The sequence below is a fragment of the Pantoea sp. 18069 genome (genome assembly GCF_902706035.1).
Lineage (GTDB): Bacteria > Pseudomonadota > Gammaproteobacteria > Burkholderiales > Burkholderiaceae_C > Comamonas.
In genome coordinates, this window is sequence record NZ_CACSJA010000005.1 from 174,923 (window position 1) to 189,634 (window position 14,712).

General features: G+C 67.6%; 14 protein-coding genes and 1 pseudogene. 11 read left to right on the forward strand and 4 right to left on the reverse strand.

Features of this window, described 5'->3' with window-relative positions:
* Positions 1-11 precede the first annotated feature (11 nt).
* From GVL12_RS06510 to GVL12_RS06530, 5 genes are all read left to right on the forward strand, one after another.
* On the forward strand, positions 12-1,196 hold the full coding sequence (locus tag GVL12_RS06510; RefSeq protein WP_159912053.1) for an efflux RND transporter periplasmic adaptor subunit: 1,185 nt from the start codon (positions 12-14) through the stop codon (positions 1,194-1,196).
* Between the two features lie 12 nt (positions 1,197-1,208).
* The gene (locus tag GVL12_RS06515; RefSeq protein ID WP_159912055.1) at positions 1,209-4,409 is read left to right on the forward strand and encodes an efflux RND transporter permease subunit; all 3,201 of its coding nucleotides are present in this window, start codon (positions 1,209-1,211) and stop codon (positions 4,407-4,409) included.
* 66 nt (positions 4,410-4,475) lie between these two features.
* Positions 4,476-5,186: a protein-L-isoaspartate O-methyltransferase gene (locus tag GVL12_RS06520; protein WP_159912057.1), complete on the forward strand. Its 711-nt coding sequence runs from the start codon at positions 4,476-4,478 to the stop codon at positions 5,184-5,186.
* Between the two features lie 16 nt (positions 5,187-5,202).
* Positions 5,203-5,547, forward strand: a complete 345-nt coding sequence (locus tag GVL12_RS06525) for a rhodanese-like domain-containing protein (protein ID WP_159912059.1) — start codon at positions 5,203-5,205, stop codon at positions 5,545-5,547.
* Positions 5,548-5,638: 91 nt separating this feature from the next.
* On the forward strand, positions 5,639-7,024 hold the full coding sequence (locus GVL12_RS06530; RefSeq protein ID WP_159912061.1) for a TolC family outer membrane protein: 1,386 nt from the start codon (positions 5,639-5,641) through the stop codon (positions 7,022-7,024).
* A gap of 10 nt (positions 7,025-7,034) precedes the next feature.
* Here the strand turns inward: GVL12_RS06530 and GVL12_RS06535 are convergent, their stop codons facing one another.
* The 3 genes from GVL12_RS06535 to GVL12_RS06545 form a co-directional block, all read right to left on the reverse strand.
* Positions 7,035-8,360: a 3-deoxy-D-manno-octulosonic acid transferase gene (locus GVL12_RS06535; RefSeq protein ID WP_159912063.1), complete on the reverse strand. Its 1,326-nt coding sequence runs from the start codon at positions 8,358-8,360 to the stop codon at positions 7,035-7,037.
* A gap of 154 nt (positions 8,361-8,514) precedes the next feature.
* Positions 8,515-9,903 carry a phosphomannomutase/phosphoglucomutase gene (locus tag GVL12_RS06540; RefSeq protein ID WP_159912065.1) on the reverse strand — a complete coding sequence of 463 codons (1,389 nt, stop codon included), beginning with the start codon at positions 9,901-9,903 and terminating at the stop codon, positions 8,515-8,517.
* 117 nt (positions 9,904-10,020) lie between these two features.
* Positions 10,021-10,623, reverse strand: coding sequence for an isochorismatase family protein (locus GVL12_RS06545; protein ID WP_159912067.1), 603 nt, complete (start codon positions 10,621-10,623; stop codon positions 10,021-10,023).
* Between the two features lie 188 nt (positions 10,624-10,811).
* Between GVL12_RS06545 and GVL12_RS06550 the strand changes: the two genes are divergently transcribed.
* The 6 genes from GVL12_RS06550 (at position 10,812) to GVL12_RS06575 (ending at position 14,421) form a co-directional block, all read left to right on the forward strand.
* Positions 10,812-11,384, forward strand: coding sequence for a C40 family peptidase (locus GVL12_RS06550; protein ID WP_159912069.1), 573 nt, complete (start codon positions 10,812-10,814; stop codon positions 11,382-11,384).
* Positions 11,385-11,504: 120 nt separating this feature from the next.
* Complete coding sequence (locus tag GVL12_RS06555) at positions 11,505-11,765, forward strand: GlsB/YeaQ/YmgE family stress response membrane protein (protein WP_159912071.1); 261 nt, start codon at positions 11,505-11,507, stop codon at positions 11,763-11,765.
* Positions 11,762-12,325, forward strand: coding sequence for a hypothetical protein (locus GVL12_RS06560; protein ID WP_159912073.1), 564 nt, complete (start codon positions 11,762-11,764; stop codon positions 12,323-12,325). Before GVL12_RS06555 ends, GVL12_RS06560 begins: the two co-directional genes overlap by 4 nt.
* 38 nt (positions 12,326-12,363) lie before the next feature.
* A complete protein-coding gene (locus GVL12_RS06565; RefSeq protein WP_159912075.1) occupies positions 12,364-12,867 on the forward strand; it encodes an EVE domain-containing protein in 504 nt (167 codons plus the stop codon).
* Positions 12,868-13,064: 197 nt separating this feature from the next.
* Positions 13,065-14,096: a M4 family metallopeptidase gene (locus GVL12_RS06570; protein ID WP_159912077.1), complete on the forward strand. Its 1,032-nt coding sequence runs from the start codon at positions 13,065-13,067 to the stop codon at positions 14,094-14,096.
* Between the two features lies 1 nt (position 14,097).
* Positions 14,098-14,421, forward strand: coding sequence for a protealysin inhibitor emfourin (locus tag GVL12_RS06575; protein ID WP_159912079.1), 324 nt, complete (start codon positions 14,098-14,100; stop codon positions 14,419-14,421).
* A 103-nt stretch (positions 14,422-14,524) separates the two neighbouring features.
* Here the strand turns inward: GVL12_RS06575 and GVL12_RS06580 are convergent.
* Positions 14,525-14,712: pseudogene (locus GVL12_RS06580) on the reverse strand (dihydrolipoyl dehydrogenase); the annotation flags it as partial.

Sequence of the window (14,712 nt, forward strand, 5' to 3'; positions counted from 1 at the left end):
TTCACCCGCCCATGCCACGCCGCAAAGTCCTGCTCCTGGTCATCGTCGCGGCGCTGGCCATATCGATCGCCGTGGGCCGCGCCCTGCTCGCGCGCAAGCACCAGCAGCAAGCCGTGCAGCAGGCCACCACCGCGGCGCCCTTGCCGCTGCGCCTGCAGCCCGGCGAGGTGCTCACGGTGCAGCGGCGCGCGTTGCCGCTGGGCGTTCAGATCTCTGGCGTGCTCGAAGCGCTGCAGGTGGCGAGCATCAAGTCCTATGCCGCAGGAACGCTGCAGGACCTGGCGGTGCGCGAAGGCGACAGCGTGCAGGCCGGCCAGGTGCTCGCGCGGGTCGACGCCGCGGACGCGAGCGCGCGCCTGCGCCAGGCCCAGCAGGAGGCCGAGGCGGCGCGCGCCCAGCAGTCGATACAGCAGCGGCTGCACAGCAACAATGAGGCGCTGGTCGCCCAGGGCTTCATTTCGCAGACCGCGCTGCGCACTTCCGACGCCAATCTGCAGGCCGCGCAGGCGCAGTATCAGTCGGCCCTCGCCCAGGTCGATGTCGCGCGCAAGGCCGTTGCCGACACCGTGCTGCGCAGCCCGATTGCGGGCCAGGTCGCGCAGCGCCTGGTCAACAACGGCGAGCGCGTGGCCGTGGAGACCAAGGTGCTGGAAATCGTCGACCTGCGCCAGTTGCAACTGCAGGCGCTGCTGCCCCCCGCCGATTCGCTGCAGGTGCGTGTGGGGCAGCAGGCGCGGCTGCGGCTGGACGGCAGTGCCCAGGCGTTCGCGGCCCGCGTGGTGCGGGTCAGCCCCCTGGCCGACGCCGCGACGCGCAGTGTTGCGGTCTATCTGCAGCTGCAGCCGCCCTCCCCCTCCGACACCCTGGCACCCGTGCTGCGCCCGGGCATGTTCCTGCAAGGCCAGATCGATCTGGAGACCGGCGCATCGCAGGCGCCGCTGGTGCTTGCGCTCGAAGCGGTGCTGACCGACAAGCCCCAGCCCTATGTGCAGCTGCTGCAGGCGGCCAACGGCCAGCAGACCATTGCCCACCGCACGGTGAGCGTGGTCGCGCGCGCCTTGGTCGACGGCCAGGCCTGGGCCGCCATAGAAGGCCTGGCCGAAGGCAGCCAGGTCGTGGCCGCGAGCGCCGGGGCGCTGCGCGAAGGCACGCGGGTGGAGATCGCCACCAGCGCCAGCACGCAGTCACCGCACTGAAGGCCCGGGCACATGTGGTTCACCCGCGTCAGCCTGCACAACCCGGTGTTTGCCACCATGGTGATGCTCGCCCTGCTGGTGCTGGGCGTGTTTTCCTACCAGCGGCTCAAGGTCGACCAGTTCCCCAATGTCGACTTTCCGGTGGTCGTGGTGACCGTCGACTATCCCGGCGCCTCGCCCGAGATCGTCGAGAGCGAAGTCACGCGCAGGATAGAGGAAGGCGTGAACTCGATCGCCGGCATCAATGCGCTGACTTCGCGCAGCTACGCCGGCACCAGCCTGGTGATCATCGAGTTCCAGCTGCAGATCGACGGCCGCCAGGCCGCCGAGGACGTGCGCGAGAAAGTCGCTTCGGTGCGCCCCTTGCTGCGCGACGAAGTCGAGGAGCCGCGCGTGCTGCGCTTCGACCCCGCCGATGCGCCGGTCTGGTCGCTGGCCGTGCTGCCCACCGGCGCTGGCGCGGTCGATGGCTCGGCCAAGGCGCTGTCGGCGGTCGAGCTCACGAGCTGGGCCGAGCAGGTGCTGAAAAAACGGCTGGAGAACGTGCGCGGCGTGGGCGCGGTCAACCTCGTCGGGGCGACGCCGCGTGAAATCAACCTCTATCTCGATCCCAAGGCCCTGGAGGCATTCGGCATCAGCGTCGACCAGGTCGCGCAGGCGGTGCGCAACGAGAACCAGGACCTGCCGGTCGGCGCGGTGCGCTCCTTGCAACAGGAGCGCATGGTGCAGATCGACGCGCGCATCAAGCGGCCCGAAGACTTCGCCGAGATCATCGTCGCGCGGGCTGCCCAAGGCAGCGCGGTGCGCCTGGGGCAGTTGGCGCGCGTGTTCGACGGCGCGCAGGAAGTCGAGAGCCTGGCGCTGTACAACGGCCAGCGCAGCTTGCTGCTGTCGGTGCAAAAGGCCCAGGGCGACAACACCATCGAAGTCGTCGACGGCCTGCGCCAGGCCGTGGCCGCGATGCAGGCCGAGCTGCCTGCGGGTGTGCGCCTCGAAGCCATAGGCGACCTGTCTCGGCCTATCCGCGTGGCCGTCGACAACGTGCGCCAGACGCTGATCGAAGGCGCGGCGCTCACGGTGCTGATCGTCTTCCTGTTCCTCAACTCCTGGCGCTCCACGGTCATCACCGGGCTGACGCTGCCGATTGCGCTGGTCGGCACCTTCCTGTTCATGTACTGGCTCGGCTTTTCGATCAACATGGTGACGCTGATGGCGCTGTCGCTGTGCGTGGGCCTGCTGATCGACGACGCCATCGTGGTGCGCGAGAACATCGTGCGCCACCTGCAGATGGGCAAGACGCCCTATGCCGCGGCCATGGACGGCACGCAGGAAATCGGCCTGGCCGTGCTGGCGACGACGCTGTCCATCGTCGCGGTGTTTCTGCCCATAGGCTTCATGCAGGGCATCATCGGCAAGTTCTTCCACGAGTTCGGCCTGACCATCGTCGTCGCGGTGCTGATCTCGATGTTCGTGAGCTTCACGCTAGACCCCATGCTGTCGAGCGTCTGGCATGACCCCAGCGTGCATGGCCAGTCCCGGCCCGGCCAGCGCAGGAGCTTGTACGAGCGCAGCATAGGCCGCGTGACCGCCTGGTTCGACCATGCCGGCGAACAGCTGGCCGGTGTCTACCAGCAGATCCTGCGCTGGGCGCTGGGCCACCGGCGCGCGACCGCGCTCTCGGCGCTGGCGATTTTCGCGCTCAGCGTGATGATGGTGCCGCTGCTGGGCACCGAGTTCGTGCCCAAGGCCGACTTTTCCGAAACCACGGTCCAGTTCCATACGCCCCAGGGCAGCTCGATAGAAACCACCGAGGCCAAGGCGCGCCAGGTCGAGGCACTGATCCGGGCGATGCCCGAAGTCCGCTACACACTGGTGACGATCAACACCGGCGCGGCGCGCGGCAAGACCCATGCAAGCATCTACGTGCGCCTCAAGGACCGCAACGCGCGCACGCGCAGCGCCGAAGCGCTCGCAACCGAGCTGCGCGCGCAGCTGCGCCAGGTCGCGGGCATCACCGTGACCCAGGTCGGCCTGCTCGAGCCCGTGGGCGGGCAAAAGCAGATCGCGTTCTCGCTGCAGGGCCAGGACCTGGCCGAGCTCGGCCGGCTCAACCAGCAGGCCCTGGCGCTGATCGCGGACATCCCGGGCCTGGTCGATGTCGAATCGAGCCTGGAAAGCGACACGCCGCGCGTGACGCTGGCAATCAAGCGCGAGGCCGCCTCCGACCTGGGGCTCACGACCGGCGCGGTGGCAAGCGCGCTGCGCACGCTGCTCGCGGGCCAGGACGTGGGCCACTGGCGCGCGGGCAATGACGAGACCTACGATGTGCAGTTGCGCCTCGCGCCCGAAGACCGGCTGTCGCCGCTGCAGCTCGCGCGCCTGCCGCTGCTGGTCACGGGCCAGGACGGCACGCGCCGCACCATACGCCTGGAGCAGGTCGCCGAGATCCGCGCGTCGGCGGGCCCCAGCCAGATCAACCGCCGCGCACTGACGCGCGAAGTGGCCATCACCGCCAATGCGTCCTGGCGCTCCGTCGGCGAAGTCTCGGCCGATATCCGCACCGCGCTCAAAAGCCTGGCGCTCGCCCCCGGCTACAGCTACCAGTTCCACGGCTCGACCAAGGACATGGACGAATCCTTCGGCTATGCGCTGTCGGCGCTCGCGCTGGCCATCGTGTTCATCTACATGATTCTTGCTAGCCAGTTCAAGAGCTTTCTGCAGCCCATGGCGCTGATGACCGCGCTGCCGCTGACGCTGATCGGCGTGGTGCTGGCCCTGCTGATGTTCGGCTCGGCGCTGTCGATGTTCTCGATGATAGGCGTGATCATGCTGATGGGCCTGGTCACGAAGAACGCCATCCTGCTGGTCGATTTCGCCATCCGCGCGCGCCAGGACCACACCGACCCCGCGACCGGCGCCGTCACCCCGGGCCTGGCGCGCGAGCCCGCGCTGCTGCTCGCGGCGCGCGTGCGGCTGCGCCCCATCCTGATGACCACGCTGGCCATGATCTTCGGCATGCTGCCGCTGGCGTTCGCGGTCACCGAAGGCTCGGAGCAGCGCGCGCCCATGGGCCAGGCGGTCATAGGCGGCGTGATCACTTCCTCGCTGCTGACGCTGGTCGTGGTGCCGGTGATGTACTGCTACATGGACGATCTGGCCAACTGGGCACGGCGTCTGGCGGCGAGAACACACCACAAAGCAGGCCCTGAGTAAAACATGTACCCACTCCCTCGTAGAATCAAAGGTTTGTCGTGATCTGCCTTTCCCCGGAGTAACCCCATGAACATGCCCTTGAACACCTCAGCCAACGCCAGCGACCCCGTCGAGCAGGCGCGCTTCAACATGATCCAGCAGCAAATCCGCCCCTGGAACGTGCTCGAGCAGGACGTGCTGGACGCGCTGAGCGCGGTGCCGCGCGAGCAGTTCGTTGCACCCGAGCACCAGGGCCTGGCCTTCATGGACATCGAGATCCCCCTGCACGGCACGCCCGAGGAAGCCGTCCAGAAGGGCTGGAACATGCTCGCGCCGCGCGTCGAAGCGCGCATGCTGCAGGACCTGCGCATCCAGCCCACCGACAAGGTGCTGGAGATCGGTGCCGGTTCGGGCTACATGGCGGCCTTGCTGGCCCACCAGGCGCGCGAAGTGCTGAGCCTGGAAATCGTTCCCGAACTCGCCGAACTCGCGCGCGAGAACCTGCTGGGCGCGGGCGTGACCAACGCCACCGTGCGCCTGGCCGATGGCGCCAGCGACCCGCTGCCCGAAGGCCCGTTCGACGTGATCGTGCTCAGCGGCTCGGTCGCCGAAGTGCCGGCTGCGCTGCTGCAGCACCTGACCGAAGGCGGGCGCCTGGGCGCTATCGTCGGTCACGAACCGGTCATGCGCGCCACGTTCGTGCGCCGCACGGGCAACAGCTTCGAGACCACCTCGCCCTGGGACACCTTCGCGCCGCGCCTGGTGGGCTTTGCCGAACCGTCGCCGTTCAAGTTCTGAACCGCTGGAGCCGCCGATGCTTGCCCAAATCCGCCCCGCGCAATTCGATCAATGGCTGCAGCAAGTCCAGGCACAGGGCCTGACGCCGCTGGTGCTCGACGTGCGCGAACCCTGGGAATGCGCGACCGCCAGCGTCACGCCGCAGGGCTTTGAACTGGTGAACATTCCGATGCAGGACATTCCGGCGCGCCAGCAGGAGCTGGACCCCGAGCGTCCCATCGCCTGCCTGTGCCACCACGGCATGCGCAGCATGCATGTCGGCATGTTCCTGCTCAACCAGGGCTTCGAGCAGGTCACCAACATCACCGGCGGAATCGACGCCTGGTCGCGCGAGCGCGACCAGGCCGTGCCCGTCTACTGAGACCCGGGCAATGGCGCCATGGGTCTTTTCTCCGCGCCTGCCTGTGCCCCGGCACGGGCGGCGCGGCTGGCTTTTCTTTGCAAGGAATACCATGCCCCTGGCCCGCACGCTGCGGCTCCCGCCCTCCCCCTGGCGCAGCGCCAGCACTCTGCTGGCTTTGCTCGCCTTCGCGCCGCTGGCGCCAGCCCAAAGCCTGGTCGAGCTCGCCGAACGTGCGCGCGGCTTCGACGCCGTCTGGCAGGCACGCCAGGCCGAGACCGATGCGGCCTACAGCCGCTCGGAGCAGGCGCGCGCCGGCCTGCTGCCTTCGGTCGGGCTGCAAGCCGGTGCAAGCCGCGCACGCACCGACATCAGCCAACCGAACTTCACACTCAATGCGAGCACGCAGACCGCAACGCTCAGCGCCTCGCAGCCACTGTACCGGCCCGCCAACCGCATTGCCTACACCCAGGGCCAGCGCAGCTTTGAAATCGCGCTGGCCCAGCGCGACGCGGCCGAGCAGGACCTGATCGTGCGCACCAGCCAGGCCTACTTCGACGTGCTCGGCGCCGAAGATGCGCTGCGCTTCGTGCAGGCGCAAAAGCAAGCCGTGTCCGAGCAGCGCGCGTTCGCGCAGCGCAATTTCGACGTCGGCAATGCGACCATCACCGATTCGCGCGAAGCCCAGGCGCGCTACGACCTGATCGTCGCCCAGGAAATCGCGGCCGACAACGATTTGCGCGTCAAGCGCCTGGCGCTCGAGCAGCTCGTGGGCACGCCGGGCGTGCGGCCACTGCCGCTGGCCCAGCCCGTGGTGCTGCCGCCGCTGTCCCCGGCCGACCCCCAGGCCTGGGTCGACGTGTCGCAGGGCACGCAGCCCCAGCTGCGCCAGGCCCAGCTCGCGCTCGATGTCGCCCGGCTCGAAACGCGCAAGGCCGAAACCGGCCATCTGCCCACGGTGGACCTGCAGGCCGGCTACAGCGTCAACAACAACCCGCAAGGCACGATCACCGCGCCCCAGAACGGCTACCGTGCCAATGTCGCGAGCGTGGGCGTGCAATTGAACCTGCCGCTGTTCGCGGGCTTCTCGGTGCAAAACCGCGTCAAGGAAACGCTGTCGCTCGAACGCAAGGCCGAGGCCGACCTCGACAATGCGCGCCGCAGCGTCGAGCAGGCCACGCGCGCCGCGTTCTACGGCGTGCAGTCCGGCCAGGGCCAGATCACGGCGCTCGAAGCCGCCGAGGCCTCGAGCCAGAGCGCGCTCGATGCCAACCGCCTGGGCTACGAAGTGGGCGTGCGCATCAACATCGACGTGCTCAATGCCCAGAGCCAGCTCTACCAGACCAAGCGCGATCTGGCACTTGCGCGCTACAACCTGATCCTGGGCCAGCTCAAGCTGCGCCAGGCCGCGGGCACGCTCAACAGCGATGACCTGCACGCCGTCAACGCCCTGCTGGGCAGCGAACCCGCTGCACCTGCACTGGTCGCGCCTCGCTGAGCGCAGCGCCTCAGCGCCGGGTTCCGGCGGCGCTGCGCGCGCTGTGCAGCAGTTGCTCGATGGCCCTTGCCGTGGCCTGCGCCGCGCCGCGGTGCGCCTGGGCAAACTCCAGGCAGCGCGCGACGGCCGCGGTGCGCGCGGGCACATCGAGCACCAGCGCCAGCGCGGCCTGCAGGCCCGCATCGAGGTCAGCCACGCGCCGCGCCGCGCCCGCCGCACAGGCGAGCTCCGCGGCTTCGGCGAAGTTGAACGTCGAGGGGCCGACCAGCATCGGGCAGCCGCAGGCCGCGGCCTCGATCAGGTTCTGGCCGCCGAACGGCGCGAAACTGCCGCCCAGCAGCGCGGCATCGGCCATGCCGTAATAAAGGGGCATTTCACCCAGCGAGTCGCCCAGCCAAAGGCATTCCTCACCGGCCTGGGCCAGCGCGCGCGGCGGCGCGCCCAGCCATTCGCTGCGCCGCGAGACCCGCAGGCCCGCGGCCTGCAGCGCCAGCGCCACGGCCTCGAAACGCTGGGGATGGCGCGGCACGAGCAGCCACTGGACTTTCAGCGCCTGCGCGCCCAGCCGGTGCAAGGCGGCGATGAACAGCGCCTCCTCGCCTTCACGGCTGCTGGCCAGCATGACCACGGGCCGCGCCGAACGGTGGCGCCATTGCGCGCCCTGCGCGAGCAGCGCGGCGTCGGGCAGCACATCGAACTTGAGATTGCCCAGCACGCCGCGCACCGGCGCCGCGAGCGCGCGCAGGCGCTGGGCATCGGCCTGGGTCTGGGCCCAGACCGCGGCCAGCGCCTGGTAGGCCGGCATGGACAGCGCCGACAGCTTCAAGGCCTTGTCCAGCGACCGGCTGTTGAGCCGCGCATTGGCCAGCGCCAGCGGAATGCCGTGCGCGCGACAGATCGCCGCGAGGTTGGGCCAGACTTCGGTTTCCATCAGCACGCCCACGGCCGGGCGAAACTGCGCAACAAAGCGCTCGACGGCCGCGCGCGTGTCCCAGGGCTGCCAGACCTGCAGGTCGCCGGCGCGCAGCAGCTTGCGGCCTTCGCTGCGGCCCGTGGCCGTGCCATGGGTCAGCAGCAGGCGCATGCCGGGCATCTGCGCGCGCAGCGCGGCGATCAAGATGGCCGCGGCGCGCGTCTCGCCCAGCGACACCGCATGCACCCAGACCCAGCGGCCCGCGCCATCGCGCCCCAGGCTTTCGGGCTCGTAGCGGCCAAAGCGCTCCTCGACCTTGAGCCCATAGCCGGGCTCGGCCAGCGCCCTCTGACGCAGCTTGCGCCGCAGCAGCGGCTGCCCCACCCAGGTCAGCGCCGAATACAGCGCCAGTACAACATTCATCGCACGCTCCCACGTACTGCCCGATGTACTCCGTGAAACTGGCGCATCACAGCGGGGAGACACCGAGCAAGGGCCGCCCCGCAGCGAGGGTGTCGTCCCCCTCCACCGAAGGTTGAGAGGGGGAAGCGGCGTAAGCCGCTCAGGGGGTGCTTCATCAGTGCGCAGCGCTGCCGATTTGCGCGCCGGGCTTGACGCGTTCCAGCAAAGCCAGCATATCGGCCTCGATGCGCTGCAGCGCCGCCAGCGTATGGCCCTCGAAGCGCAGGACCAGCACCGGCGTGGTGTTGCTGGCGCGGATCAGGCCAAAGCCGTCGGGCCAGTCGACGCGCAGGCCGTCGATGGTATTGAGCTCGGCCGGTGCGGCAAAGCTGCCCGCGGCCAGCGCCTGCAGCTCGGCCGTCAGGCGGTGCGGTTCGCCTTCGGCGCAGGCCACATTGAGTTCGGGCGTCGAATGGCTGGTGGGCAGCGCGTTCAGCAGCGCGCTCGGGTCGTCGCTGCGGCTGACGATCTCCAGCAGGCGGCAACCCGCATAGGTGCCGTCGTCGAAGCCGAACCAGCGCTCCTTGAAGAAGATATGACCGCTCATCTCGCCGCCCAGCGGGGAGTCGAGCTCCTTCATGCGCGCCTTGATCAGCGAGTGGCCGGTCTTGAACATGACCGGCTCACCGCCGGCTTCGCGGATGGCGGGCGCCAGACGCTGGCTGCATTTGACGTCGAACACAATGCTGCCACCGGGCACGCGCGACAGCACGTCGCGCGCGAACAGCATCATCTGGCGATCGGGGAAGATATTGATGCCATCCTTGGTGACGATGCCCAGGCGGTCGCCGTCGCCGTCGAACGCCAGGCCCAGTTCGGCATCGCTGTCCGCGAGCGCGGCGATCAGGTCACGCAGGTTCTCGGGCTTGCTCGGGTCGGGATGGTGGTTGGGAAAATTGCCATCGACTTCGGAAAACAGCTCCACCACCTCGCAGCCCAGCGCGCGGAAGATGCCGGGCGCCGACGCCCCGGCCACGCCATTGCCGCAATCGACGACGATCTTCATCGGCCGCGCGAGCTTCACGTCACCGACGATGCGCGCCGTATAGTCGGCCAGCACGTCGGCATGGCGCACCGAGCCGCCGGGCAGCAGTTGCCAGGTCTCTTCTTCCATGGTGCGGCGCAGGGCCTGGATCTCTTCGCCATAAATGGCCCGGCCATTGAGCACCATCTTCAGGCCGTTGTAGTCCTTGGGATTGTGGCTGCCCGTGACCTGGATGCCGCTTTGGCACAGCGTCGCGGCCGCGAAGTACAGCATGGGCGTGGTGGCCACGCCGATGTCTATCACCTCGATGCCCGCGGCCACCAGGCCGTCGATCAGCGCCGCCGACAGCGACGGGCCCGACAGGCGGCCGTCGCGCCCCACGGCCACCGTGGTCTGGCCTTCAGCGCGCGCGGCCTGGCCGAACGCGAGCCCGACGCCGCGCACCACGGCTTCGTTCAAGGTCGTCGGCACGACGCCGCGAATGTCATAGGCTTTGAAAATGGAAGGTGTGAGCTGCACGGAATGACTCTTTTAAGAGGGTGAGCACCGGCGCCATCGACGGCACCGGCAAAATGGAGGCGGCCATTGTAGGTCGGCCATGGACGCGCCCGCGCGCGGGGCCGGCGCGCTTGGGGCTTACTTGATAAGCGCCAGCACTTCCTTGAACGCCGGATGCTCGCAGCTGCCCAGCCATTCGAACACCACCATTTCGGTGGTCACGAGCTCGACGCCGGCACCGGCGAGCCGGTCAAAGGCCGCGTCACGGTTGCGCTCGGTGCGCGAGCTGCAAGCGTCGGTCACGACCCAGACGTCGAACTCTTCCTCGACCAGGTCGAGCGCGGTCTGCAGCAGGCACACATGGGCTTCGCAGCCGGCCAGCACGATGGTGCCGCGCTCGGCTTCCTGGTTCTGGGGCTTTTGCAGGTGCTTGGGCAGGCTGCGGGCATTGCCGCCCTGGGGGCGTGCAGGCGGACGCAGCCACTCGCCCAGGCCTTCTTCGACGCCGCTGAACTGCATCTTGGCCAGCGTCTTGCCGCACAGCGCGCGCAGTTGGGTGTCGTTGGCGCCGAGCCTGGAAGGGTTTTGCTCCGTGCCCCAGACCGGCACTTCCAGCCGCTGGGCCACCTGGGCCAGTAGCCTGGCATTGGCCAGCACGGCCGCGCCTTCAAAAATGGCCGGCATCAGGCGCTCCTGGTAATCCACCAGCACCAGTTGGGATTCAAACGAGTCAAGCAACATGGAAATCTTTCTTTTTCGGTCCGCAATGGCAGCATTGTCGCAGCCTGGGTGCGCCCCTGCGCCCTGACGGGCTCCCGGCGCGACAGCGTGCCGCATCGCCGCTGCAAATGCGTTTCAATCCAGAAAAAATCCACCAAGCCGCGCTTCAAAGTGCGCCAAACAAGCTTTCCATGTTACCCTTTGTCCCCATGTCCAGATGGTTGTGTGCTCTTCTTTTCACCTGCGTCAGCGCCCATGCAGCGCCTGACGGCCGCTCCGCCGACGACGACATGCAGCGCCTGCTGGTCAGCAGGGGCCTGATCTCGCAAATCAATACCCAATTGCACGAAGCCAGCCACAACGTGGCAGCGCGTACCTCCGAGCTGGTCGGTGCGGCCATGGGCTTCCTGGGCGTGCCCTATCGCCGCGGAGGCAACAGCGCCGCCACGGGCTTCGATTGCAGCGGTTTCGTGCGCGCCATCTACTCGCAGACCGTAGGCCTGGTGCTGCCGCGCCGCGCCGACGAGCAGGCGCATGCCACGCAGAAAATCGACAAGAACGAATTGCAGCCCGGCGATCTGGTGTTCTTCAACACCATGCGCCGCGCTTTCAGCCACGTGGGCATCTATGTCGGCGAGGGCAAGTTCATCCACGCCCCCCGCACCGGCGCCACGGTGCGCGTCGAAAGCATGCAGACGCCTTACTGGTCGCGCCGCTTCGATGGTGCGCGCCGCGTCGAAACCGCCGAGCTCACCGGCGATCCCATCGCCATCGCACGCTGAACCACTGGTTGTCGGACACCAGCGTCCTGCGCGACAGGTTAAGCCCCTGTCCGACACAGCCCCTCGCGGCGTGGGCACTAGAGTCGGGTATCGAACCCCTCACTCTCAAGGAGCCACCTTATGTTCTCTCTTCTCGGAACCTTGATCGTCGGTCTTATCGTGGGTCTGATCGCACGCGCCATCAAACCTGGTGATGACAGCCTCGGATGGATCATGACCATCCTGCTGGGCATTGCCGGCGCGTTCCTGGCAAGCTACATCGGCGTGGCCATGGGCTGGTACCAGCAGGGGGATGCCGCAGGCTGGATTGCCTCCATCGTTGGCGCGATCGTGCTGCTGGTGATCTACCAGTTCGTGCGCAGCAAGACCACGGACCGATGAGCGCATCACCGATAGCCGCTGACGGCACCCTCGCGCCGGCAAGGCAGGCGCAGATCGATGCGGCCGCGCAGCGTTCGCGCAAGTTGCTGCACCGGCGCGCGCTCGCCGGCGCATTCGTCAGCGCCGTGCCCATTCCAGGCCTGGACTGGGCAGTCGATGCCGCGCTGCTGTCGCGCCTGGTGCCGCGCATCAGCAAGGAATTCGGCCTGAGCGTCGAGCAGATCGATGCGCTCGATCCTTCGCGGCGCGCAGGCGTGCAAAAAGCCGTGGCCCTTGTCGGCTCGGTGCTGATCGGCAAGCTGGTCACGCGCGAGATGATCATCCGGCTGGTGCAGCAAGCGGCAACGCGCATGGCCGCCAAGCAGGTCAGCAAGTTCGTACCTATCTTTGGCACCGCCACTGCGGCCGCACTGGGCTATGCGGCCTTGCGGTTTCTCGGCGAGCAGCATATTCGCGACTGCATCCGCGTCGCCCAGGCCACCGACATCGACATGCCCGTGGGCAGTCCGGCACATGCCGATGCCCTGCTGAGCCGGGCGCGCAAAGCAGCGCGCCGCTGAACTGGCCCGCCCCGCCCGGGCTTTGCCACAATGCAGCCATGTCCTGCACCCCATTCCCACACTCCCCCTGCGAACGCCGTTTCTGGCTGATGAAAAACGAGCCCGAGACCGAATCCATAGACCATGCGCTTGCCGCCCCCGATGCCACACTGGCCTGGAGCGGCGTGCGCAACTACCAGGCACGCAACTTCATGCGCGACCGCATGCAGGTGGGCGATGGCGTGCTGTACTGGCATTCGAGCTGCGCCGAGCCCGGCATCTACGGGCTGGCGTGCATCGCGAGCGCGGCGCGCGTCGACCCCACGCAATTCGATCCCGCAAGCCCCTATCACGACCCGCGCGCCAGCATCGACAAGCCGCGCTGGCTGCTGGTCGACGTCAAGGCGCTGTGCAAGACGCGACCGGTCGGCATTGCCGAACTGCGCGCCCATCCCGCGCTCGCCGGCATGACGGTGTTGCAAAAAGGCAATCGTCTGTCGATCAGCGAAGTCACGCCCGAGGAATGGCGCCACCTGAACGAGACCGTGCTGCAGCCTGGCTGATCCAGCCGGAGTCATCCGCGCCGGTAGGGCCTCTGGCTGCCCCCTTCCTCCTCCGGATTTACCATGAAAGCGCGGCAGATGGAACGCAGTTCGCGCTCCTGCCGAACGGACGGGGCCAGCCAGCCTTTGCCCTAGCCTCTGGGGCTTGAGTCTTTCGGCTGCTCCTCTTTCCACTGCATGCCTGGGAGGGGTTCAAAATGTACCGATGCCAATGCCAGTTCATTCCGGACGACGTGCTCAAGCGCTGGGCCTGTGACCCGCAGTTGTCCGAGGAAATTTGCAAGAATGCGGACTATTCCGCGCGCCTGACCCAGCATCTTCGCGACATACGGCTGCAGACCAAGAGACTCGCCGGGTTTCTGCTCGAGACCCATCCCCTCTCGACCCTGACCGAAAACCCCGAGGTCACGCTGTTCGACTGCAAGCAGACGCTGAGCCTGCCGGGCTCGCAAGTCAGGGATCCAGCCACTTCCGCGGACATCACCGTCAGCCGCACCTATACAGAAACCGACCATCTCGCGACTTTCCTGCGCCAGGTATTCAAACGCAACTCCATGGACAACGCTGGAATGACGCTGATGTCCTCGGTGCACTACGGCAGGAAGTACAACAATGCGATGTGGAACGGGCTGCAGATGATCTACGGCGACGGGGATGGTGAACTCTTCATCGACTTCACGACGGGCACCGACGTGATCGGCCACGAGCTCGCCCATGGCCTGACCCAGTACACGCTGCAACTCGACTACGACGAAGAACCGGGTGGCCTCAATGAGAGCATTTCGGACTGCTTTGGCTCGATGTTCCGCCAATGGCGATTCCAGCAGGACTCGGCCAGCGCGGACTGGCTGATCGGCAAGGAAATTCTCGGCAGGACTTCGCTCAGTCGCGGTTTCACCTGCCTGCGCGACATGTCCAACCCAGGCGGCAAGCACTGCCTCGCCGCCCAGCCCGCGCATTACGAGCAGCTCAAGCGCGGCATGGACCCGCACTACACCAGCGGCCCGCCGAATCTCGCGTTCAGCACCGCCTGCAAGCAGGCGGGAGGCAACAGCTGGGACACCGTGGGTCAGGTCTGGTTCCATGTGATCACCAGCGCCGGCCAGCGCCCGCGCATGTCCATGGCGGAGTTCGCCGCGCGGACACGGCAGGCGGCCACCGAGCTGTTTGGCAAGGAATCGGCAGTGGAAAGTGGCGTCAACGCCGGCTGGCAGAAAGTGGGACTCTGAAATGGAAGCCGACCTGCTTTCCACGAGTCCGGTCGCCGGCTGGGGCCGTATCGACGTCGAACGGCTCGGCGGGCTCGCAGGTTACGGCATGCCGGGCTCTCGCCTGCGCAGCCGCGGTCACATCCTCGCCAATGACTTGAGCCTGGCCGATCAGGACGTGCTACGCACCCTCTTCGTGCAACCCATCGAGGTGCCGACCTGGATGCGCGATGGCTTTCGCTACCACCTGACACGGCAAAGCGATTGCGGACCGCAAACCGTGGTCGCCGCCGAAACGGCCGTGCCCGAAGCCATCCGGGAGTGCGTGCGCGATGAAATCGTATGACGCCCCCTGAGCCGGCGCCCCTGCACGGGCCGTGAGCATTCCAACGAAAAAGCCGCACATGCGCCAAGGAGCATGTGCGGCCTTGTGGCCTCAAGCGCGCGGATTACTTGCGCACCGGGGGCACGTCCGTGCAGCTGCCATGCGCGACTTCCGCCGCCATGCCTATGCTTTCGCCCAGCGTCGGGTGCGGATGGATGGTCTTGCCTATGTCGACGGCGTCCGCCCCCATCTCGATCGCCAGCGCGATCTCGCCAATCATGTCGCCCGCATGCGTGCCCACCATGCCGCCGC